28 protein-coding genes are annotated in these 20,167 nt (G+C 56.9%); 19 read left to right on the forward strand and 9 right to left on the reverse strand.

Features of this window, described 5'->3' with window-relative positions; translation table 11 throughout:
- From Tel_00415 to Tel_00425, 3 genes are read left to right on the forward strand one after another with little or no spacing between them, the layout of a single operon-like run.
- Entirely contained in the window at window positions 1-525 is a 525-nt protein-coding gene (locus Tel_00415) for a cytochrome oxidase (GenBank protein ID ALP51724.1), read from the forward strand.
- Between the two features lie 11 nt (window positions 526-536).
- Window positions 537-1,031 (forward strand): hypothetical protein, encoded by a 495-nt coding sequence (locus Tel_00420; GenBank protein ID ALP51725.1) that lies wholly within the window; start codon window positions 537-539, stop codon window positions 1,029-1,031.
- An 8-nt stretch (window positions 1,032-1,039) separates the two neighbouring features.
- Window positions 1,040-1,495, forward strand: coding sequence for a hypothetical protein (locus Tel_00425; GenBank protein ID ALP51726.1), 456 nt, complete (start codon window positions 1,040-1,042; stop codon window positions 1,493-1,495).
- Between the two features lie 8 nt (window positions 1,496-1,503).
- Here the strand turns inward: Tel_00425 and Tel_00430 are convergent, their stop codons facing one another.
- Complete coding sequence (locus tag Tel_00430) at window positions 1,504-1,701, reverse strand: hypothetical protein (GenBank protein ALP51727.1); 198 nt, start codon at window positions 1,699-1,701, stop codon at window positions 1,504-1,506.
- Window positions 1,702-2,011: 310 nt separating this feature from the next.
- Between Tel_00430 and Tel_00435 the strand changes: the two genes are divergently transcribed.
- From Tel_00435 to Tel_00510, 16 genes are all read left to right on the forward strand, one after another.
- Window positions 2,012-2,293: a hypothetical protein gene (locus Tel_00435; GenBank protein ID ALP51728.1), complete on the forward strand. Its 282-nt coding sequence runs from the start codon at window positions 2,012-2,014 to the stop codon at window positions 2,291-2,293.
- 208 nt (window positions 2,294-2,501) lie between these two features.
- A complete protein-coding gene (locus Tel_00440; GenBank protein ID ALP51729.1) occupies window positions 2,502-3,908 on the forward strand; it encodes a cytochrome C oxidase in 1,407 nt (468 codons plus the stop codon).
- A gap of 27 nt (window positions 3,909-3,935) precedes the next feature.
- Complete coding sequence (locus Tel_00445; GenBank protein ALP51730.1) at window positions 3,936-4,886, forward strand: cytochrome oxidase; 951 nt, start codon at window positions 3,936-3,938, stop codon at window positions 4,884-4,886.
- A gap of 15 nt (window positions 4,887-4,901) precedes the next feature.
- Window positions 4,902-5,525: a hypothetical protein gene (locus Tel_00450; GenBank protein ALP51731.1), complete on the forward strand. Its 624-nt coding sequence runs from the start codon at window positions 4,902-4,904 to the stop codon at window positions 5,523-5,525.
- A 423-nt stretch (window positions 5,526-5,948) separates the two neighbouring features.
- Complete coding sequence (locus Tel_00455; protein ALP51732.1) at window positions 5,949-6,272, forward strand: hypothetical protein; 324 nt, start codon at window positions 5,949-5,951, stop codon at window positions 6,270-6,272.
- Between the two features lie 11 nt (window positions 6,273-6,283).
- Window positions 6,284-6,562, forward strand: a complete 279-nt coding sequence (locus tag Tel_00460) for a hypothetical protein (protein ID ALP51733.1) — start codon at window positions 6,284-6,286, stop codon at window positions 6,560-6,562.
- Between the two features lie 7 nt (window positions 6,563-6,569).
- A complete protein-coding gene (locus Tel_00465) occupies window positions 6,570-7,067 on the forward strand; it encodes a hypothetical protein (GenBank protein ALP51734.1) in 498 nt (165 codons plus the stop codon).
- Window positions 7,060-7,524, forward strand: a complete 465-nt coding sequence (locus Tel_00470; GenBank protein ID ALP51735.1) for a hypothetical protein — start codon at window positions 7,060-7,062, stop codon at window positions 7,522-7,524. Before Tel_00465 ends, Tel_00470 begins: the two co-directional genes overlap by 8 nt.
- Entirely contained in the window at window positions 7,525-8,598 is a 1,074-nt protein-coding gene (locus Tel_00475) for a serine/threonine protein kinase (GenBank protein ALP51736.1), read from the forward strand.
- A gap of 1 nt (window position 8,599) precedes the next feature.
- Window positions 8,600-8,827, forward strand: coding sequence for a hypothetical protein (locus Tel_00480; GenBank protein ID ALP51737.1), 228 nt, complete (start codon window positions 8,600-8,602; stop codon window positions 8,825-8,827).
- A gap of 89 nt (window positions 8,828-8,916) precedes the next feature.
- Window positions 8,917-9,219, forward strand: coding sequence for a hypothetical protein (locus Tel_00485; GenBank protein ID ALP51738.1), 303 nt, complete (start codon window positions 8,917-8,919; stop codon window positions 9,217-9,219).
- Between the two features lie 71 nt (window positions 9,220-9,290).
- Window positions 9,291-11,909, forward strand: a complete 2,619-nt coding sequence (locus tag Tel_00490; GenBank protein ID ALP54674.1) for a hypothetical protein — start codon at window positions 9,291-9,293, stop codon at window positions 11,907-11,909.
- A gap of 32 nt (window positions 11,910-11,941) precedes the next feature.
- Entirely contained in the window at window positions 11,942-13,258 is a 1,317-nt protein-coding gene (locus tag Tel_00495; GenBank protein ID ALP51739.1) for a hypothetical protein, read from the forward strand.
- Window positions 13,255-13,689: a hypothetical protein gene (locus Tel_00500; protein ALP51740.1), complete on the forward strand. Its 435-nt coding sequence runs from the start codon at window positions 13,255-13,257 to the stop codon at window positions 13,687-13,689. Before Tel_00495 ends, Tel_00500 begins: the two co-directional genes overlap by 4 nt.
- Before the next feature lie 16 nt (window positions 13,690-13,705).
- Complete coding sequence (locus Tel_00505) at window positions 13,706-13,975, forward strand: hypothetical protein (GenBank protein ALP51741.1); 270 nt, start codon at window positions 13,706-13,708, stop codon at window positions 13,973-13,975.
- Between the two features lie 3 nt (window positions 13,976-13,978).
- On the forward strand, window positions 13,979-14,371 hold the full coding sequence (locus Tel_00510) for a hypothetical protein (protein ID ALP51742.1): 393 nt from the start codon (window positions 13,979-13,981) through the stop codon (window positions 14,369-14,371).
- Here Tel_00510 and Tel_00515 read toward each other — a convergent pair.
- From Tel_00515 to Tel_00550, 8 genes are all read right to left on the reverse strand, one after another.
- Window positions 14,361-14,870 carry a hypothetical protein gene (locus Tel_00515; protein ALP51743.1) on the reverse strand — a complete coding sequence of 170 codons (510 nt, stop codon included), beginning with the start codon at window positions 14,868-14,870 and terminating at the stop codon, window positions 14,361-14,363. The genes Tel_00510 and Tel_00515 overlap by 11 nt on opposite strands.
- Window positions 14,867-15,385, reverse strand: coding sequence for a cytochrome oxidase (locus Tel_00520; protein ID ALP51744.1), 519 nt, complete (start codon window positions 15,383-15,385; stop codon window positions 14,867-14,869). The genes Tel_00515 and Tel_00520 overlap by 4 nt, the downstream gene beginning before the upstream one ends.
- 123 nt (window positions 15,386-15,508) lie before the next feature.
- Window positions 15,509-15,724 carry a hypothetical protein gene (locus tag Tel_00525; GenBank protein ID ALP51745.1) on the reverse strand — a complete coding sequence of 72 codons (216 nt, stop codon included), beginning with the start codon at window positions 15,722-15,724 and terminating at the stop codon, window positions 15,509-15,511.
- A gap of 8 nt (window positions 15,725-15,732) precedes the next feature.
- Complete coding sequence (locus Tel_00530) at window positions 15,733-17,442, reverse strand: gamma-glutamyltransferase (protein ID ALP51746.1); 1,710 nt, start codon at window positions 17,440-17,442, stop codon at window positions 15,733-15,735.
- Window positions 17,443-17,453: 11 nt separating this feature from the next.
- Entirely contained in the window at window positions 17,454-17,705 is a 252-nt protein-coding gene (locus Tel_00535) for a ferredoxin (protein ALP51747.1), read from the reverse strand.
- Between the two features lie 62 nt (window positions 17,706-17,767).
- On the reverse strand, window positions 17,768-18,253 hold the full coding sequence (locus Tel_00540; GenBank protein ID ALP51748.1) for a phosphopantetheine adenylyltransferase: 486 nt from the start codon (window positions 18,251-18,253) through the stop codon (window positions 17,768-17,770).
- Window positions 18,254-18,309: 56 nt separating this feature from the next.
- On the reverse strand, window positions 18,310-18,858 hold the full coding sequence (locus tag Tel_00545; GenBank protein ID ALP54675.1) for a 16S rRNA (guanine(966)-N(2))-methyltransferase RsmD: 549 nt from the start codon (window positions 18,856-18,858) through the stop codon (window positions 18,310-18,312).
- 11 nt (window positions 18,859-18,869) lie between these two features.
- Window positions 18,870-20,141 carry a zinc protease gene (locus Tel_00550; GenBank protein ID ALP54676.1) on the reverse strand — a complete coding sequence of 424 codons (1,272 nt, stop codon included), beginning with the start codon at window positions 20,139-20,141 and terminating at the stop codon, window positions 18,870-18,872.
- Window positions 20,142-20,167 lie beyond the last annotated feature (26 nt).

Raw genomic sequence — 20,167 nt, forward strand, 5'->3', positions numbered from 1 at the left:
GTGACAGGTCAAGGGCAACCCTGGGCAGAAGACAAAGTCTATATTCGTTATACTCTTTGGTTTGTTTATGCTTGTATAATATATAGCATTATCGGGTTTTCCTGGGGGGCCTTGATGGGCGGGATTACCGACTTCCGCCACTTTGTCGATCACCGCTTACACGGCAACCTGATCGTGCGTGCCCATACCCACATCAACTTGCTTGGTTGGGTGGAAATGGCTATATTTGCCGGTGTTTATTATATAATTCCCCGTCTTGTAAAGCGCCATATCTATAGTGTCACCTTGGTAAAGGTCCATTTTTGGATCCACAATATCGGGTTGATAGGCATGGTGTTGCTGTTTACGATTGCCGGGGTTCTCGGGGGGTCCGCCAGCGTCTCCATGTCGCCTGACGAGGTGGAGCAGATTGTGAAACCCTGGTTGGCTGCTATGGGTATGTTCGGAACACTCGTATTGCTGGCCAATTGTATCTGGGCGTATAATTTGGCCAGGACCTGTATTGGCTGGGAAAAGAACTACTAGGAGAACGGGTTATGCGTCAGGGTGTTTTGTGTGTGGGGTTGTTGCTGCTTCTCGTTGGGTGTGGTGCGCAGCCGGGAAACGGACTTCAGGTTGGGGCTAAGGCGCCTATGGTCAAAACCAAGACCCTGGCCGATGTGGATGGGGATTTTAGTCGCATTACCAGTTATCGTTATCCGGACAAGGGTATGTACCAATATTCCCTCGATGATGCGTTGGAGCAGGGTAAGCCGATTGTGCTTGAATTCGCCACGCCGGGGCATTGTACTGTCTGTGACAAACAGCTCCAGATGCTGAAGGGGTTCATGGCGGAATATGGTGATGATGTGATTTTTCTGCATATGGATCAGTATCAGAATCCTGAGGCCTTTAAAGCCTTTAATGTCATGGGTGATCCCTGGACCTATATAATCGACCAAAACCGGGTTGTGGCTTACAAGCAGTCGGGTCGAATGCTTTATGGCGAGCTGGAGTTCGCCGTTAAAAAGGTGCTCGGGGTGGCGGGTTAGCTTAGGTAATGGCAGGTATTGATAATTATCGTTTGGCGCCGGACAAGCGCGGCGCCATGTGGGATGCGTTGCTGTATATTCCCGTCGTGCTTCTGTTGAGTTCATATTCCGCCAAAAGCTGGTACGGCGGCGATCAGACATTTGCTTATGTCTTACTCTTTTTGGTGACCTTTATTTTCCTTATCGGTGCTAATCGGATCCTGGGTACTCGTCTAATGCTGTTGCCAAATTCGCCTAGGGGGTTGGAGCTGGGCAAAAAATCGGTTGCGGTTATCGGTAAAGCGGGCGAGCGCACCGAGTTGGTCAAGGATCTGCGCTATTATCCTGACTATGCCGCTAAGTCTTTCGGTTTGGTGGGTGTGGATCTGTCTGGCAAAAAGCGCCAATATGTTTTTCATCGCGGCCAGTTCGAGCGAGAATCCGATTTTATGGATCTGCGCTCCCGGATGTCTGTGTATAAGTAAGTAGGTGCTTATCGGTTGCGTCGGCTCTTGATAACATCCCAGGCCAGAATACCAATCCCCCCGGCTGCCAGAATACAGCCCGCCGCAATAATTGTTGTTTCGGTTTCCGGTGCCACAAGGCCGCCGATGAACATGTGGATCGAATAGCCGAATAGGGTGATGGCGGCGATCGCCGCTAAGCCATAGATCAGAATTTCTTTTTTCATTTCTTTATGTTCTCCTGGTGCGAAAAAATAGTTTTGCGTCAATCTGTTATGCGGGGATTATACGGAATCAGTGCTGTCTTTGTCGCCCTTGTTCGGTGCGCTATTGGATTCCGTTCTTGCAGGAAAAAAGTCTTGACTGAATTGCAAAATATATGCAACTATTCTGAGTCAGAATTGGCTTCCAATATTGCAATAATAATCTGGGCCTGATGCGAACCTGAAAGGGGTTCGAGGGCTAAACAGCTCGGGATAATTGGGGGGCAGCAGTGATGAAATTTGGGTTGACCAAGCTTAAACACGGAGGGGAATCATGGAAAATAAATTGACACCGAGGAATACCTTTGTATTGGCTCTCATTGGGGGCGTCACCACCGGCATGGGTAACGGCAGTGTATTCGGTGCGGCACTCATGTGCGCGCTGGGCCGTGGACGCTTCGAAACCTGGGGCGGCTGGGGCATGCAGGCCTACGATCCGAGCACGTTCCAAGGGTTCGTTAATTGGTGTATGCTCATTTTTGGTGCGGCATTTATGATCATCTTGCTGATCGCGTTGAATCGCCACGGTAAGCTGGAAGCGGCAACTGCAAAATAATGTTTGCCGCCACCGTCCCGGTGGCTCGTTAAGTATTCGCTAAACTTGGAGGGATATAAAAAATGTTAACGATGTTTGCGACGATGATGGGGATTCTCCTTGCGTTTTCCAGTATGTGGTTCGCGTGGTATCTGTTGATGCCCGGTAAACACGATTAGTCTCTAGTTATAAATTATTGTTCTTCGAAAGAAGGGGGAGGTTGTAAGTCATGTTGAAATACTTGTTCACGAGAAGTGAGGATATCCCGCCAGGCACGGCTGCGGTATACTTTGGTTTCTCGTCTATTATCTGGTTTGTGGTCGGCACAGGCCTGGGTTCATTTAATGCGGCGAAGCTCGCGTTCCCTGATTTTGTAACGGGGTCGGAGCTCTTTTCGTTTGGCCATATGCGCCAAGTTCACGTGTTGGCGGTAGTCTTCGGCTGGATTTCCATGGCGTTTGCCATGACGATGATGTATATCACGCCGGCATTGGGTAATACCAAGCTGTGGTCCGAAAAGCTGGCTGTGTGGAACTGCTTCCTGTGGAACATAGGCCTGTCTCTCGGCTTGACTATGCTGTGGGGCGGCATGAGTTCAGGTCGTGAATATTCCGATTTTCCCTGGATTGTCGATCTGGCTATCGTCGCCTTTGTCTTCATGCCTTTGATGATCAATGTGTTGATGACCATCGTTACGCGTCGTACGCAGGGTATCTATGTCACCAACTGGTTCTTCGGTGGCAGCATTTTCGCGGTTACGATTGTGTTTTTGGTGGGTAACAGCCCGGAGTGGTTCAATCTGACGGGTTTGAGTGAGGCCTATCTGACTTGGTGGTTCGCTCATAACGTGCTGGGTCTTTGGATTACCCCGGTTGCGGCCGCGATTGCGTATTACACCGTTCCTAAGGTAACCGGTAATCCGCTGTATTCGCATCGTATCGGCCATTTGCACTTCTGGTCTATTATAGTGTTTTATTCGACGCCCGCCGCTCACCATCTCATGTCATCGCCGCTGCCTGAGTGGCTGAAATCATTCGCATCTGTAGAAGGGGTGTTGATTCTGGTGCCTGCAATCGCGTTTGTGTCCAACATTCTCCTGACAATGGCGGGTAAGTGGCATATGTTCGTCGAGAACATTGAAATCAAATTCACCATTACCGGTGTTCTGTTGGCGATTCCCTTGAACATGCAGGGCGGTTTTCAGCAGACTCGCGCCATTAACTGGTATGTGCACGGGACCGGCTGGATCGTCGCGCATGCCCATCTGGCGTTGCTGGGCATGTCTACATTCCTGGAAATTGCGGCAGTGTATTTCGGTCTGCAGACCGTTCTGCGTCGTAAGGTGTATTCCCTGGCACTGGCCAACTTCCACTTCTGGTTCGTATTGATCGGGTTCGTGATTTACTGGGTGTCTATGACCATCGCAGGTTTGATCCAGGGCGCGGGAAAGATCTATGAGGTTCCCTATATCGACGTCGTAATCGCCGAGCATCCGTATATGATCGCTCGTTGGATCGGCGGCACGATGGTGTTCACAGGCAATATAGTCTGGCTGTACAACATGTACATGACAGCCAAGGCTGGTACTGAAATCCCAGAAGGCCGTCTGCCGCACGAACTGGCTTACGAACGTTAATAATATTAAGTAGGGAGGAACTTAACAGTGGCGTTTAGAGAATACAAAATTGGGGCGCGCCTTTTCGGCGTAGCCCTGGGTGGCTCGATGGTTATCACCCTATACATGCCCACAGTGGACATGACCTCTGTGCAGGTAACCGAAACCGGCCTTAAGAAGCAGTTGTCATATGGTCGTATCGGCGGGTTTTCTTACGAAGATCCATTCCTGCAGGGTGAAGGGAAACCCAAGACGGTTGTCTTGAACAAGGATCCAAAGACCGGCGAGTCGATGGAAACTGTTGAGGCATACGTCTATGAAAAAGGAGTTCCGTTTGCCGGCGGTATTAACCATCCCCGGATTCTCGGGAAGGGTGTGACCGAGCTGAGTAAGGAGAAAGGGCGTGTCACCGAGGCCGACGATAGCCAAGGGGCTGTATTTTTAGTGCAGCGTGGTACCTACCAAGGGGAAACTGTCAACTACATCGAAAATGCGACGGCGACACGCGGATGGCAGCCCCAGCAGGTTCTAAAGGCGGGCGGAGATGCCAACACGCACTACATCGGCTCGGGCAAAATCATGTTTGTCCGGGAAGGGTGTTGGTGGTGTCACACACTGCTGCCGGAACAGACCCAGGATTGGCAGGCCTTCGGTATTCCGCCGCGCCTGGGTGACTTTAACGGCGAATCGCCAACCGCCTTCGGGTCGGACCGCAAGGCCCCCGATCTGCTACACGTGGGGTCACGCAATTCGTCTAAAGAGTGGATGATGATGCACTTCTTTAACCCCCGTCTGGTCCAGCCGCATTCAATCATGCCGCGTTTCGACTACCTATGGGGCGAGAAAGACGCGGATGGCAATCCGATTGACTTTGCTGCCTGGCGAACCGCATATAATAAGTACAAAGATGGCCAAACCGTCTATCCGCCGGAAATACCAAGCTACGCGCCGGATAGCGAGATCCGTTATCTGATTGACTTTGTGCTTAGCTTGAAGTAAGGGGAGGAGAAGAAAATGGCATGGAAAATTGATAAACCGCTGTATTCACTGAGCGATGAGCAGCAGAATAATGCAGCGACCAAGTTGTGGGAAGACGAAAAAATGGGAGGTGTTGGGGTGCTTAACGGTCGCTTGCCCGTGCCCATCATCTTTCTCATAGGGGTCGTGATCGTTACTGCGTTCTTGATCACGAATCCCCTCTGGGGGCAGCGTCCGACGGCTGAGATATATGCGCCCTATGTTCAGATGATGGATAGCCAGGCGGTTCAGTCGATCGAGAGTGATGAAAAGAAGATGGCGTATCTGCGCGACAATGCGCAAGATCCCAGACTGAAATCGGAGCAGGCTCGTCATCCCATCACTATGGATGACTTGCGTTTGATCAAGGACCAGGTGATCGAGCTACAGCGTAAGGGGGTGGATCTGGCTGAATACACCGTGGTCGGTCCCGACGTCGTATTGGCCAACTTTGAAGGTGAATTGAAGGCTGATGGCACGCGCTCGCGCGTGCAGCCCCGGTGGGATAAAGGGTATACCATCGATATCTTCTACGTTTCCTATTTCTTAATTGCAATGTTTATTGTGATCAAGCGCCTGCCACATTATAGCTGGCAGCCTGATTACAGCGATGACAAATAAAATCTAATTCGGAGGTACGATAATGATTGATATTGATAATCCACCGTTAATATTGGCCTGCATTATTGCTTTGGTGTTTGTCGCGCCAACTATCTATAGCTTTTTTGTGGATAATTACGACAAGGACAAGCCGAAGATTAAGTCGTAAGGCACAGCGCCTGCTTTCCCGGAGCGTGAGCTCGGGGAAGGTCGAAAGAAGAAATGCCGCTCCTGTATTGAGCGGCATTTTTTTTCAGGTACAATACATAATTGCTATGTTTTCAGGGTAGCGGCGCTGACGACCTGTGTTGCAAAGCAATGCCCTGCTGTTTCTTTCCTTTCAAGGCAGGGAGCATGTGCGCGCGTCCTGGCTCTCTTCCCTGGTATGTGTATCCGTTTTTTGGACGTTTGGTTGGTATTGGATACGGTTGAGTACTTAGATAAATGAATTACCTAGAATCATTGGCAACTTTTTTTCTCTCTGGCGGTCTATCAGTTGAGGCTATTACCGACGATCGCGGGGGGGTTGAGGGTCTATACAGCCAGCAGTTTAGTGTTGGTATTTTCTTTTTTTTGTTGATAAGCATTATTTTATTTACCGTTATCGTCTTTAGGTTCATGAGTAGCAGTCCACGTGATGCGTCGCCGAATCAACCGGGTAAACGGCTTAAAACCGGTGAAAAGATAATGTTTTTTTTCATATACTGCGGGATCGTCGTAGCCGTGATTATGGCGGCGGTACAATTGCTGCAGGGCTACCTGTTTTAAAGGAGAGTTCGATGGATTTGGATAACTTACCAGACGGCTGGACTATTTATATATGGCTGATTGCCGGCGCAATGATTATTGTTGCCGCCATCTATGGGCTGCGTTGGGCGAAACGCAATGATCAGTTTGATGAGGACATTAAGTACCTGGTTTTCGATGAAAACGATAAGAATAAGATGACGCCTGAGGAGTTTAAGAAAAGCCAACAGGTCCTGGAAACGCAGATGAACCGGCGCGAGGAGTTCTTGAAGGAAAAGGCCGAAGCCGAACAGCTGGAAAAAGGAAGCTGAAAGCTAGATGCGTAAAGGTGAAAAGGGTATCCTCGTTGCAATTGTGGTCATAGTGTTGGTGTTTATGGGGATTAATACCTATCGCCACTCCCAGGTTGCCGAGGACAAGGGGATACCGTTTTACACCACGGCATCGACTGAACTGCAAAATAAAGGCGCCGAACTATTGCGCGTTTATCAATGTCGCAATTGTCACACGTTGTGGGGGTTTCGTAATCCCATGCAATCGGTTCCATCGCCGGCGCTTGACGGTATTGGGTCGATTCGGGATGAGTCGTGGTTGTATGAGTATCTTTCGGCAGCGGACCCTCAGAACATTCTGCCAACGCGCTTAAAGGCGGAATATCAGATGCCGTCGTATGCGCATTTGCCAGAGCACGAGCGTAGAACGCTTGCTGCCTACCTTGCCAGTTTGAAGGTGGAGGATTGGTATTTGGACGAGGTTAAGCGCAGCGAACAGGAGAAACTGACGGGGGAATCCCCTCCCGAAGACGGCCATGAATAATCGTCTGTTAACAGTCATCATGGGTACGGTGGCAATCGGTGCCGGCGTTCTCGTTAATTTTTTCGGCGACAAACTATTGGGTGTCCGGCTCGAATTGTTTTGGGGCGTCGGCACCTTCAGTCCTCTGTGGGTGCTGGATCTATTTCTGGTGCCGTTTATTGCGGGTGCCGTTGTGTCATTCGTGTATGGACTGGGCGGTAAGTTGCTTTGTTATTTCGTGCCGATTATTGTACGCGGGGCAAGCTATATTCAAATGGCGTACTATGACGGGCTGCCGGAAGGTATGGTATTGCTGCCGCTGGGGTATTGGGTGTTGATATTGATTGTCGCTATCGAGGCGGCCGCCTTCGGTGGGGTGTTTGGCGAGATTATGGTCAAAAAGACATATGGGCGACGTCCCAAACATCTACTTTATAAACAGCGGTCCGATAATGGTCCGGTGAGCTCTGACAAGTAAATGGTCAAGCGGTACCAAAACAAGCGCCGGCTCAGTGACGCGGATCGGGCGAAACGCAAACGCTTCCTGGCAGCCACCCTGGTAACTTGCGCCGCACTGGCGATGGTCGGGGGCTCCCTGCACGTGGTAGATCTGGGCCACACGCGTGTATTTCAGGAGATGCCGGGCAAGGCCACCTACGATATCGCCAAGATGGAGTCACGCATTCGCGCCGCGGGAGAGGACATAACGCGGCACGCGCGACATGAGGCCGGTAAGCTGGAGCTGGTTAAATACAGTCCTGATGATGTTGAGGCAATGCTCGCGCCCGACATCTGGGCTGAGATCGACACCATGGTCACCATTCCCGAGGGTCCTTTTTTGATGGGCTCGGACCGCATCAGAACCGGCGCCCAGAACCGGCCGCGACATGAAGTGACATTGCCTGCATACAAGATCGACAAATACCCTGTCACCAACGCCCAGTACGCTCGTTTCGTCGCCGCGCAGGACTATCGTGCCCCGCTGGATTGGGAGCAGGGCCAGATCCCCGAAGGCTTGGAGCTGCACCCGGTTACCATGGTCTCCTGGTACGACGCCAGCAATTATTGCGGCTGGGCAGGCAAGCGCCTGCCGCGCGAGGCGGAATGGGAAAAGGCGGCGCGCGGTGAAGACGCTCGCCGTTGGCCGTGGGGACAACAGATGGAGCCGGATCGTCTGAACACCTATTACGGCGTCGGGTCGACGACCCCAGTCACCGCCTATCCCGAAGGTGCCAGTCCGTACAGCGTGATGGATATGGCCGGGAATGTTTCCGAATGGATTGAAGACGACTTCTTGCCCTATGAGGGAACGGATGCCGGCAAGGAGCTGTTTCAGGGCAAGATCGCGGTTGCGTCCACCCCCACCGATCGCGCCATGAAGGTGGTTGATCTGGTCGGGGTCGATGCCAAATACAAGGTGCTACGCGGCGGGTCGTGGAAAAGCGATCCTTTTTCCACCACCACCTATCACCGCAATTATTCATGGCCGCATTATGCATCCGACTTTTTTGGTTTTCGCTGTGCGGCGGATACGAGTGAACAGGGGGGGTGAGATGAAAAGGATACTGGCTGGTTGGATTGGAATTTCTGTGTTGACGCTGTTTACGCCGGAGGCGATGGCGGATACTTACCGCTACATGCATGTAACCATCGATACGCCATGGATGATCTTTGTATTTTTATTGTTTGCGGTGCTGTCGCCCTTCATCTTGATGGCCATACTTTACTGGCATAACGCTGTGCGCAAGAGCCGCGAGGAAGACGCGCGAGGCGAGGAATAGGCATGTCACTCGCAATTCGGTCGAGCCCCCGTTTAACAAAACTATTTTTTGCCTGCTGCCTTCCCCTCTTCCTTCTGCTGTTGGCGCCGATGGCGCCAGCTCAGGAACCGCCGGAACCCAGTGACGATGCAGTGGAAATCATGGAGACCTTCAATCAGCAGTCGGCGGCAGAACAGCGGGGCTACGAGCTCACTGAAGAGGATAAGCACAAGATTCTCTTTTTTATGGGGCTCGGCCTGTTGTTATTGCTCGGCAGCACCGCCTATCTTGGTATCAACATGGCGATCTTCGGCAAACAGGTGTTTGTCGCCCACATGGTTTGTGCGGGGCTTACCGTGACTCTGGGTCTGGCCCATGCGGTGGCGGCCATGGTGTGGTTCTTTCCCTTTTGATTTAGCGATGCGGCGCGTACAGTTTGCTGCGGGCATCAGAGCTTGAGCTGATGTCCGTCGAGGTTTCGACAGTGAATGCTGCGCGGCCATCCTATGTGAGCGGGGTGGCCGCGCTTTATTTTTTTTCCGGGGGCATCGGGCTGGCGTACCAAGTGCTGTGGGCGCGCATGCTGTCGCTGCAGTTCGGGGTCAGTATCTTCGGCGTGGTGGTGACCGCCGCCGCCTTTATGCTGGGCCTGGGGATGGGGGCCCTGCTGGGCGGCCACATCGGTCGAGGACGCCGACATCCGCTGCGCCTGTTCGCCTTGATCGAAATCTTGATCGCTGTGTATGCCCTGCTGTTACCCATGGTGCTGCGTGGTGTCGACGACGTTGTAATGTGGCTGGCGTCCGACAGCCTCGGGTTCTGGTACGCCCTGCAACTGAGCGCGGCATTGCTGCTGATCACCTTGCCCGCCACCCTCATGGGTGTGGGGTTTCCCCTGATATTAAAGGCCGTGCAGCATACGCCGCTGAGTCTGGCGCGACTTTACGGATTGAACACTTGCGGCGCGGCCGTGGGTGCCTTGCTGCCCCTGGTGTTGTTGCCGGCGCTGGGATGGGTCGCTGGGGTCTGGCTGGTGGCGACAGCGGGGATGGTGGTGGCGGTGGCCGCCTGGGCGCTGTCACGGCAAGCGCAGACTGAGACCGTCATCACTACAGAGCCCGTTTCGTGGCGTTCGGTGCCGCCCTTTACCTTGCTCGCCTATGCCGGCGTCGGCGCCGCGGCGCTGATGCTGGAGGTGGGTTGGACACGCCTGTTTGGCATGCTGCTGCTGCGCACCGAATACGTGATGGCGGTGATCCTGGCGGTATTTCTTTTGGGGATCGGGCTGGGCAGCCTGGTGGCTCGGCGTCTTAACGGACGTATCTGGTTTGATGTCTTGCCCGTTGCCGCAGCGCTGTTCGCGCTGCTAAGCCTGTGGGCCATTCCGGCACTGGCGGGCTGGGCCGAGCGCAGCGACTTCGACTCGTTAGCGGCGGCCATGTGGGCCCAGGGCCTGGCGATCGCCCTGCTGACCCTGCCGGTGACCTTGTTGCTGGGGGCCTGGCTGCCCCTGTTGAGCGCGCGTTTTGGGCGGAACAAGGCCCTCGGCGCCATGCTCTACGGCGCCAATTCCATCGGCGCCGCGGCGGGCGCCCTGTTGGCGGGGTTTGTCTTGGTGCCCTGGCTCGGCACGACGGGGGCGGTGGTGGCGGCTGCGCTACTGTTGTTTTTCGCCGGCATGGCCTGGGCGGCGCGGCACAGCTGGCTGGCCTTGCCGCTGCTGCTGGGGCTGGCGTGGCCGGTATGGCACCTGCCGGCGGTGAATCAGCTATTGCCCCATACGCAGGGCGGCAGTCGCGATTTGTTCGTGCATGAAGACGCCCTGAGTATTACCCATGTGATTGAACGAGCTGACGGTCAGCGACTCTTGCTGGCCGATCTGCAACGCATGGACGCCTCCTCCGATCCGCTGGCGGTGGTGTCGCAACAAAATCAGGTGCGTCTGGCCCTGTTACTGCACCCCGACCCGAAGCAGGTATTGTTCCTTGGTCTGGGCACCGGTATTTCGGCCGCGGCATCGTTGCCCTATCCGGGCTTGGAGCGCACCGCCGTGGAATTATCCCAGGGTGCCATCGCCGCGGCACGGCACTGGTTTGCTCCCGTCAACGATAATATCAGCGACAACATGAACATCGTGCGTGACGATGCCCGCCGTTTTCTGCAGACCGCCCCCGACAGCTACGATGTGATTATCGGTGATCTGTTCCATCCCGATCTGGTCGGGCGCAGCGCCTTGCTTTCGCTGCAGCAGTTCAAACGCGCGCGTTTGCGACTGAAGCCGGGCGGTGTGTTTGTCCAGTGGCTGGCCCTGAACCAGTTCGATGCCGACTCGCTGCAGGTGGTGTTGCGCACCTTTCAGCGGGTATTTCCCCGGGCGGTGCTGTTTGTCGACGGCTTTCGTCTGGCCCTGGTGGGCGGGCAGGATTGGCGGCTTTCGGCCCGCCTCGTGCAGCATAATCTGGCACGGCTGGCGCCCGCGGCGCGTAGTGAGGCGACCGGCGGCGAAGGGGTATGGAGTTGGCTGGGGCGTTATTGGGGTCCCATCCGTCCCAGCGAGGGCGCGCTGCAGAGCGAGTGGGCGCCAGTGATTGAATATCATCTGCCGCGTGCCCGTTATCGTGGCGAGATGGATGTGGTGGCATTGGTGGAGTGGCTACTGCGGCAACGCCCTCATCTCGCCGAGGCGGGCCAGGCCTTGCGCATCGCTGATGATGAAGTGGATGCATTCGAGCGCGGTTACGCCGCTACAGAGCTGGCCTTACGCGCCTGGGTGGCGGAATTGAAAGGTGATGTGCGCCAGGCCCAACGTCTGTTGCGGCTGGCCTACCAGGCCAATCCCCGCGACCGCTGGGTGAGCGGCGCTCTGGCCGATCGCATGTACGCCGGCTTGCAGGCCATGAGCTCGCAGGCAGCGGACCGGCGGCGGGCGCTGGAGGCGATCTTGTTCGTGCGCCCTGATCATGCCGATGCCCTGCGTGAACTGTGGCGCCTGGAACGGGTCCAAGGCAATATGGAGCGTGCTGCGGAGTATCGTCATATGTTGCGGCGTTACAGCCCTCTGGATGCGGCCTTGGAACAAATTTCGGAGTCCGATCGCGGATGAAATATGCCCCCCTTTTATGGTAAATTATAATAATGAGCGGCAATAAAACCTTAGGCAAGATACCGGTGGTCATCGAAGCGCGCCGGCCCAGTTATAAACTGCACTGGCAACGCCGTGCCTTCCAGCTGTCCGTGCTGGCCTTGTTGGTGATTATCCCCGTCAGCGGTCTGTTTCGCATTGACCCGATGCAAGGCGCGTTTGCGATGCTGGGCCGCCAGATCTGGTTTTCCGACTTCGGTATGGTGTTCGGTTTCTGGATGGTGGTGGCCTGCCTGTTGGCCATGCTCTATTCGATGATGGGCACGGTCTTTTGCGGTTGGGCCTGTCCCCAGAACACCCTCTCGGAATTGGCCAACATGGCGACCCAGAAACTGCTCGGCCGGCGTGCCGAGGTCAGCCTGGATGGCACCCCCATGAAGCTCTCCAGCGCCAAGAACAGGCCGCTTAACTGGACCGTGCTGGTGCTACTCTGTGCTGCGGTGTCCGGGGCGGTGGCCTTGATCCCGCTGTTTTATTTCTACGAGCCGGCGCTTGTCTGGAAATTCATTACCTTTCAACACGACCCGGGTCTGGCGCCGTCGCTGCATTGGATTTACACCGTGTTCTTTTTGGTGATCTTGGTGGACATCACCATGATTCGCCATTTCATGTGCCGCTTCATGTGCATCTACAAGGTCTGGCAACACACCTTCAAGACCCGCCAGACCTTGCATGTGGCCTATGACGACAGCCGCGCCGACGAGTGCACCAAGTGCAACTATTGCGTCAGCTCCTGCTTTCTCGGTATCGACCCGCGCCGCACCGATGTCTATGACACCTGCATCAATTGCGGCGAATGCATCACCGCCTGCGACAATCTTCAGGTGCGCAAACAGAGCGACCGCGAGGGCCTGTTGAAATTCGCCATGGGCGAGCGTCAGGGACAGAACTTCGATCGTTTCAAGACCAATGTCAGTGACCTGTTTTCGCGGGTCTCGTGGGCCTTTCCTCTCTTTCTGATCGGGGTGTTGTTGGTGGCCTGGGGGGCTTGGAGTTATGATCGTTACCATCTCACGGTGTACCGCGCCGAAACCTTGCAAGGGGCGCAGATTTCGGACTATCGCATCTCGGTGGCCAATAAGTTCTACCAGCCGACCCGGCTCTATGTCGCGGTGGAAGGCCTGCCGGACAGTGCCTATAGCTTGGCAAGCGACAAGGTGGATTTCATTACCGCGGGACGCCTCGATGTCGGTCTGCACATCAGTCCCGACCTGGCCAAGGGGCTGTATCCGGTGACGGTCCGGGTTCAGTCGGAAGACGGTTGGGAAGAAAGCTTCCGCATCCAACATTTCTCAGGAGGTGGCGTATGAGTGAGCAAAAGCATCAACCCTTGCCCAAGGAGGAGTTGACCTCGATTGAGAGCAAGTGGGGCAAACAGCCCGACGATCACTTTGGCTATGCCAGCGACGAGGAGCGTCGCGCCAAACGAGGTATGGAGGATTGGGAGATGGTCGAATCCATTCCCGAGTCGCAAAAAGGCATTCCCAAATGGTTTCTCGGTGTGGTGATCGTGGTGCTATTGGTGGCCATCGGACTCAGCTTCCCCTTTTGGGGCGACCGTCCCGGTTATGAACGTGAATGGGTCAACTGGGGCTTCGGGCTCGCTCTGATCTACATCGCCGTGGCCGCGACCTTTGTCTATTTCATGGTGAATCTGTACGGTTCCAAGTACGGCGGCCGCCTCGACCTGGATAACAGCGAAACAGAACGACAAGGGGCGGACAAACACAAGCATGACTAGGTGGTTCGTCCTGCCGTTGCTGCCGCTGTTACTCATCGCCTGTGAATTGCCGCAGCAGAGCTCCCACACCGTATTGCCGGCATCCGATTCAAAGGGCGCGCAGCTGATGAAAAAGTACTGCTCCGATTGTCACGCGCCGCCCAGTCCGGCGGCACATACCGCCAAGGAGTGGCCCAACGTGATTTATCGTATGCAGGAGCGACGTCGCATGAAGGCCTACACCCTGATAGATGAAAACGAAGAGCGTCTGTTGCTCGATTATCTCAAGGAATTTGCCAAGAGCTAAGCCATGCGTAGTTTGATCGTCGTATTGATTATGTTGCTGCTGAGCGCTTGCAGCGAACCCGATCCGCGTTTTTTGATGGTGCCGCAGCAATGGAACGATACCGTAGTCCAGATAGAAAGCCGGCCGACACCGATACGTCCCGGCATGAACGAATTCCTGATTATGGCCACCACCGAGCGCGGCAGGCCCGTGCCGGACCTAGTGGTGTCGCTGCGCGCCGCGACCGATGATGAATGGCAGCAGGCGATACAGGACGGTCACAGCGGCGTTTATCGCCGCGCGCTGCGCGTACCGCCGGGTGCGCCAAGCGTGCTCGTGCAGCTGCGCAAGACGCATTCGGATGAAGAGGCGGTATTGGAATTCCCCATTGTATATGCGGACGAGCTTAAGTCTTAAGGCGTTTGCTCAAACGGCCGCTTTGTTCCCAGCGGCGCAGTAGTAATATCTTGGCGCCGCCGCGCTGCTCCTGGCACAAAGGACAGGTCAGATAGCTGAGATATAATTCTTTCGGCATGCGTCCGGCATCAAGCAGTTTCGCCTGCATTTCCCGTACGCTGTTTTTGATGGTGCCGATGTCTCCTTGGTGCAGTTTGCCGCGCAGTTGAAACGGGTAGGGCAGTCGCTTAACGTGGCGTGACGGTGAATCGGCCGAGCTCAGCGGAGCAAGAATCCGGCCGCGCAACCAACCGGTCCGGGTGAGGTAGAAATCGGGCCAGCGCGGTTCCAATTCCAGCTGGCTGACCAGATGGCGCGCCCGACCCAGATAGACCTCGTATCCCATGGGCATGTGCAAAAAGCTGGGAATGGGCAACTCCAGCATCGCCGCGCCGCCCAAGTCGACATCCTCATTGTCCCAGTCAGGGAAATGTTCGGGGCAGCCGCACTCCAGGGTCATGCGTCGTCGTTATGTCGGGCTTTGTAAATCGTCATGGCGCTGTTGGTGAGAAACAGCCATAAGCCGATGCCCATGATGGTGGCGGAAACGGCGCCGATGGGGATATAGATATCATGGACCTCTTTCACCGATTCGGCACCGTATTCAAGCAGCAGGATTCCTTCCCATACACCAAATAAAATCAGGCTGCCGTAGAAACAGATTACCCCCATCAGGGTCATCCAAAATGAGACGTCTTCCAGCTTACGCGACCAGATCTGGCTACCGGTGAAGCGCGGTAACAGATAGTAGGTGACCGCCATGGCCAGCATCATCACGCCGCCGATGAGATTGACATGGGCGTGGGCCAGTGGGTCAATCATGTGCCCCGGTCCGCCGTAGGGGCTGCCGATGCTGTCCAGCCAGGCGCGCACGGGGGGTAGCATCTGCAGGACTCCCTGGATACTTCCGATGAAGAAAAAGGTGACTGAGGCGGCGAGAAATTTGGTCAGGTGTCTGTGTTGTCTATCCGGCATGCGTAAGTCCTACCCGTACTGTCTGGTAAAACATAGACAGTCGTAATTCGAATTAATTCGGGAGATTCTACAATAAAAAAGCCCGGCAGGCCCGGGCTTTTTCGCATCCAGATGAGTTGTTGCTTAGTCTGGTTGCTTCTTGTGTTCGATGTTCTTAAGCGCAGTCCCCGCCATCACGGCGGACAACACTACGGTCAGCCCAAAGAAGATTGTCAGTGGAACCAACATGCCGATGCTAAATATTGCCATTATTCCCTCCCGAATGAATGTTGTATAAAAATGCTTGACGCTATTAAATATCTGTCGCTCGAGTCTAGAACAATTCGCCAGGCGGTGCAAGCCCAGGCTCAATGCTCCCTAAGCCGTGCCGCGCCGCCGCCGCGCGGATCGCTGGCCGCCGCTACCCGGCCGGCCTGTACGTGCCACAGGATGGACTGCATGTCGCCGTAGCGGCGCGTCATGGGTTTCAGCTCATGGCCCAGGCGTTCGAGTTGTGCCTGTTGTCCAGCGCTGATGGCGCCCGGCTCGAATTGAATGGCGTCGGGCAGATATTGATGATGGAAGCGGGGCCGGCTGACCCAGTCCAAGGGCGGCCTGCCGGCGGCGAATTCCAGCGCGCCCAGTAGCACCATGGTGATGATGCGACTGCCGCCGGGGGTGCCGAGAATCGCCACCCGGTCTTCGGTTTCCAGAAAGGTGGGGCTCATGCTCGACAGGGGGCGTTTGCCGGGGGCGATGGCATTGGCCTCGGCGCCCACCAGGCCGTAGGCGTTGGGCACCGTGGGTTTGGCGGAAAAATCATCCATTTCGTTGTTCAGCAACACCCCGGTGCCGGGCGGGATAAACACCGCACCGAAGGGATAATTGATGCTCAGGGTGGCGGCGACGCGGTTGCCGTCTTGGTCGAGAATAGAAAAGTGGGTGGTGTCCTGGCCGGGGGTGTTGTGATCGATCCCCGGCAGCAGACGGCTGGGGGTGGCGCGATCCAGGCGGATGCTGTTGCGCAGTCCGGCGGCATACAGGGGATGGGTCAGCATGGCCACCGGCACCTCGACGAAATCGCTGTCGCCCAGGTATTCGGCACGGTCGCGATAGGCGCGCCGCATGGCCTCGACAATGGTATGGATGCGCGTCGTCTCATCCATCTGGTCCAGCTCGAAGCCAGCCAGGATATTGAGCATGGTCACCAAGGCGATGCCGCCGGAGGAGGGCGGCGCGGCGGAGCTGATGCGCATGCCGCGATAGTCGCCGCGGATGGGCGCCCGTTCCACGACCTGGTATTGCCGCAGGTCCTCCAGGGTCCAGATGCCGCCGCCCCGGCGCACGCCGTCGACCAATCTTTGCGCGAGCTTCCCGGCGTAGAAACCGTCACGGCCGTGTTCGGCGATGGCCGTCAGTGTCTCGGCCAGTTCCGGCTGTTTGATGACGTGTCCCGGCGGCGGCAGCTCATTGTCGTGCAGAAAGATGCGCGCCGTCTCGGCGTCGTCTTGCAGGTGTTTGAGGCGGAAGCGGGCCAATACGCGATAATGCTCGTCTACGGCGAAGCCCTCGCGGGCGGCACGGATGGCCGGGGCCAGACTTTGCTTGAGCGGCAGGCGGCCATATTTATCAGCGATATGCACCAGGGCCGCCGGCTCACCGGGAATGCCCGCCGCCAACGGGCCGTTCATGGACAGGCCGGGCACGACCTCGCCTGCGGCGTCCAGATACATATCCCGATGGGCCGCCAGCGGTGCGCGCTCACGGCCGTCCACCATGGTTTCGAAACCGTCCGCGGCGCGATGCAGCAGCCAGAAGCCGCCGCCGCCCAAGCCGGAGCCGGTGGGCTCCACCACCGCCAGGGTGGCGCTCACGGCCACGGCGGCGTCGAAGGCGTTGCCGCCGGCGGCGAGGATCTCGTGGCCGGCAGCGGTGGCCAAGGGATGGGCGCTGGCCACGGCGGCGGCGGGTGGTGTTTGCGCCTGGGCGCCGCCCATAAACGACAACAGCAGGGTCAGAAGCCCCGCTGTCAGATGTTGCCGCGAAAAATCGCCGGCGTATGAGAAGCTGATCCTCATGGCTACGGCACTTAGGCGTCGGCGGTGATGTGCTTGTACTTCTCCATCAACTGTTCTTTGGATTCCACATGATCCGGATCCTTCGGGATGCAATCCACCGGACAGACCTCAACACACTGAGGGGTGTCGTAGTGGCCGACACACTCGGTGCACAGATTGGGATCGATCTCATAGATCTCGTCGCCCTGGGAAATGGCGCTGTTGGGGCACTCCGGTTCGCAGACGTCGCAGTTAATGCATTCGTCGGTGATGATTAAAGCCATGACTAACTACCTTCTTCTCTAAAACTACGGTTAGCGATATGTTCAGCCGGTTTAATGTCGACCTATTTTATCGCAAGTTTGTTCCTGAGTGCCCGAAAAACCGCCTCATGGACAAAACCGCTGACATCGCCGCCCAGCCGGCCCACTTCTTTCACTAAACTGGAAGAAATGTAGGTGTATTGCTCGGCCGGCATCAAAAACAGCGTCTCGATCTGCGGCGCCAGCTTACGGTTCATGCCGGTGAGCTGGAATTCGTACTCGAAATCGGATACCGCGCGCAGGCCGCGCAGGATGACATCGGCCCGTTTCTGGCGGGCGAAATCCACCAGCAGGGTGTCGAAACCGCATATCTCCACCTTGTCCATATCCGCCAGCACCTGCTCGGCCAGGGCGATGCGCTCCTGCAATTCAAACGCCGGTTGCTTGCCGCTGTGCGCGGCGATCGCCACGATGACCTTGTCGAACAGCCGGCTGGCACGCTGGATCAGGTCGGTGTGTCCGTTGGTGATCGGGTCAAAGGTGCCCGGATAGATGGCGGTTTGAGTCATGGCTGTGCTCCCCGGTTTACGGTGCCCGACCAGTAGGCCTAAAGGCTTGAATCATATCATGAACCTGGCGCCGCTGCGGCCAGATGGTAGCCCACGTCACCGGCCTTCTTGCTGCGCAACAACTGCCACTGGGCGGGCAGCGCGGGGGGCGGCCGTTGGCTCAGGTCTTCCAGATAGATATAGGCCTTGGGCGCCAGCCAGCCGCCTTGTTCAAGCAGGGCGCAGCACTGTGCCAGGCAGTCGAGCCGGTAGGGCGGATCGAGGAACACCACATCAAACGCCGCGGCGGGGCCTTGCAAAAATGCAAAGACGTCGGCCTGAATTACCCGCCCCGCCCGGCCATGCAAGGTCTGCAGGTGCTGGCGAATCTGTGCCGCCGCCTGGGCATTCTCCTCCACCATCAGCACCTCGGCGGCACCGCGTGATAAGGCCTCCAGCCCCAGCGCGCCGCTGCCGGCGAACAGATCGAGACAGCGGGCGCCGGCGATGTCAGCCTGCAACCAGTTGAACAGGGTTTCGCGCACCCGGTCGGCGCTGGGGCGCAGGTCGGCGACGCTGGGAAAGCTCAGTCTGCGGCCGCGCCACTGGCCGCCGATGATGCGCAGTTGGCCCCTGCTCAACTGCCCTCGGCCTCGCCGCCCACCATGATCGTGACCATGGTGTCCGGATCCAAGTGACGGGCGAAGGCCTGCTTGATTTGCTCGATGGTGACGGCATCGACGTTGTCTGTAAAGCTGTCGAGATAATCCAGCGGCAACTCGTAAAAGCCGATCATGGCGATGTTTTCAATGATCTTGCTGTTGCTGTCCAGGTTCAGGGCGAAGCCGCCGGTAATGTTCTTTTTGGCCGCCTCCAGCTCATCCCCGCTGGGACCGTTCTGCATGAATTTCACCAGGGTCTGTTTGAGGATGTCCAAGGCCTCTTCGGCCTGGTCGTTGCGGGTCTGCAGACCCATGCGGAACGGGCCGCGCCGGGTCATAGGGCTGAAGTAGCTGTAGCTGCTGTAGGCCAGGCCGCGCTTGTCGCGGATTTCTTCGCTCAGTTGCGACACCAGGCCGCTGCCGCCCAGGACGTGGTTGCCGACATAGAGCGGGAAGTAATCGTCATCACCGCGCCTGAGGGCCGGCTGACCCACCAGCAGGTGGGTTTGGCTGGACGGGAAGTCCTTCTTGATGAGCTGGGCCTGTTTCAAAGGCTCGACCTTGGGCAGGGGCGGGGCGGCCTCGCCGGCGGGCAGCCGGCCGAGCAGGGTCTCGGCCAATTGCGCCGCCTGCTCCCGGTCCACCGCGCCGACGATGGCGATAATGGCGTTGTTGCCGACGTAGTAGCGCCGATGGTGTTCCACCAGGTGTTTGCGTTTGATCTGCTTGACCGAGTCCTCGGTGCCGTTGGCGTCCGTGGCGTAGGGGTGGTCGCCATAGGCGGCGGCGAAAAAGGCATCGCTGGCGATGGCCCCCGGCGATTGTTTTTCGGCCTGCAGGGCGATCAGCAGGCGCTTGCGCTCCCGTTCCAGCGCCTGTTTGGAAAAGGTCGGCTGGCTGATGACCCGGGTGGCGGTGGCCACCGCCGGGTCGAGCAATTCAGGCCGTGTCAGACTGCGCAGGCTGACCACCGACATATCCTGATGCGAGCTGGTGCTGAATTGGGCGCCCACCGCGGCGAAGGCGTCGGCGATCTCGTCGGCGTCCATGTCGCCCGCGCCCTCGGCCAGCAGGGCGTTGGTCATCAACGCCGTGCCGGGGATCTTGTCGCGCGCCCCGGCGGCGTCGAAGATGACGCGCACGTCCACCATGGGCAGTTCGGGGGCGGGCACGTAATATACCCGTGCGCCGTTGTCGGTGCGCCAGTGTTGGATTTCGGGGGCGGCCTGAGCCAGGCCGCCGCCGATGCATAAAAGGGCGGCGCAGAGCCAAT

Origin of the sequence: Candidatus Tenderia electrophaga, from assembly GCA_001447805.1 — a bacterium.
GTDB lineage: Bacteria > Pseudomonadota > Gammaproteobacteria > Tenderiales > Tenderiaceae > Tenderia > Tenderia electrophaga.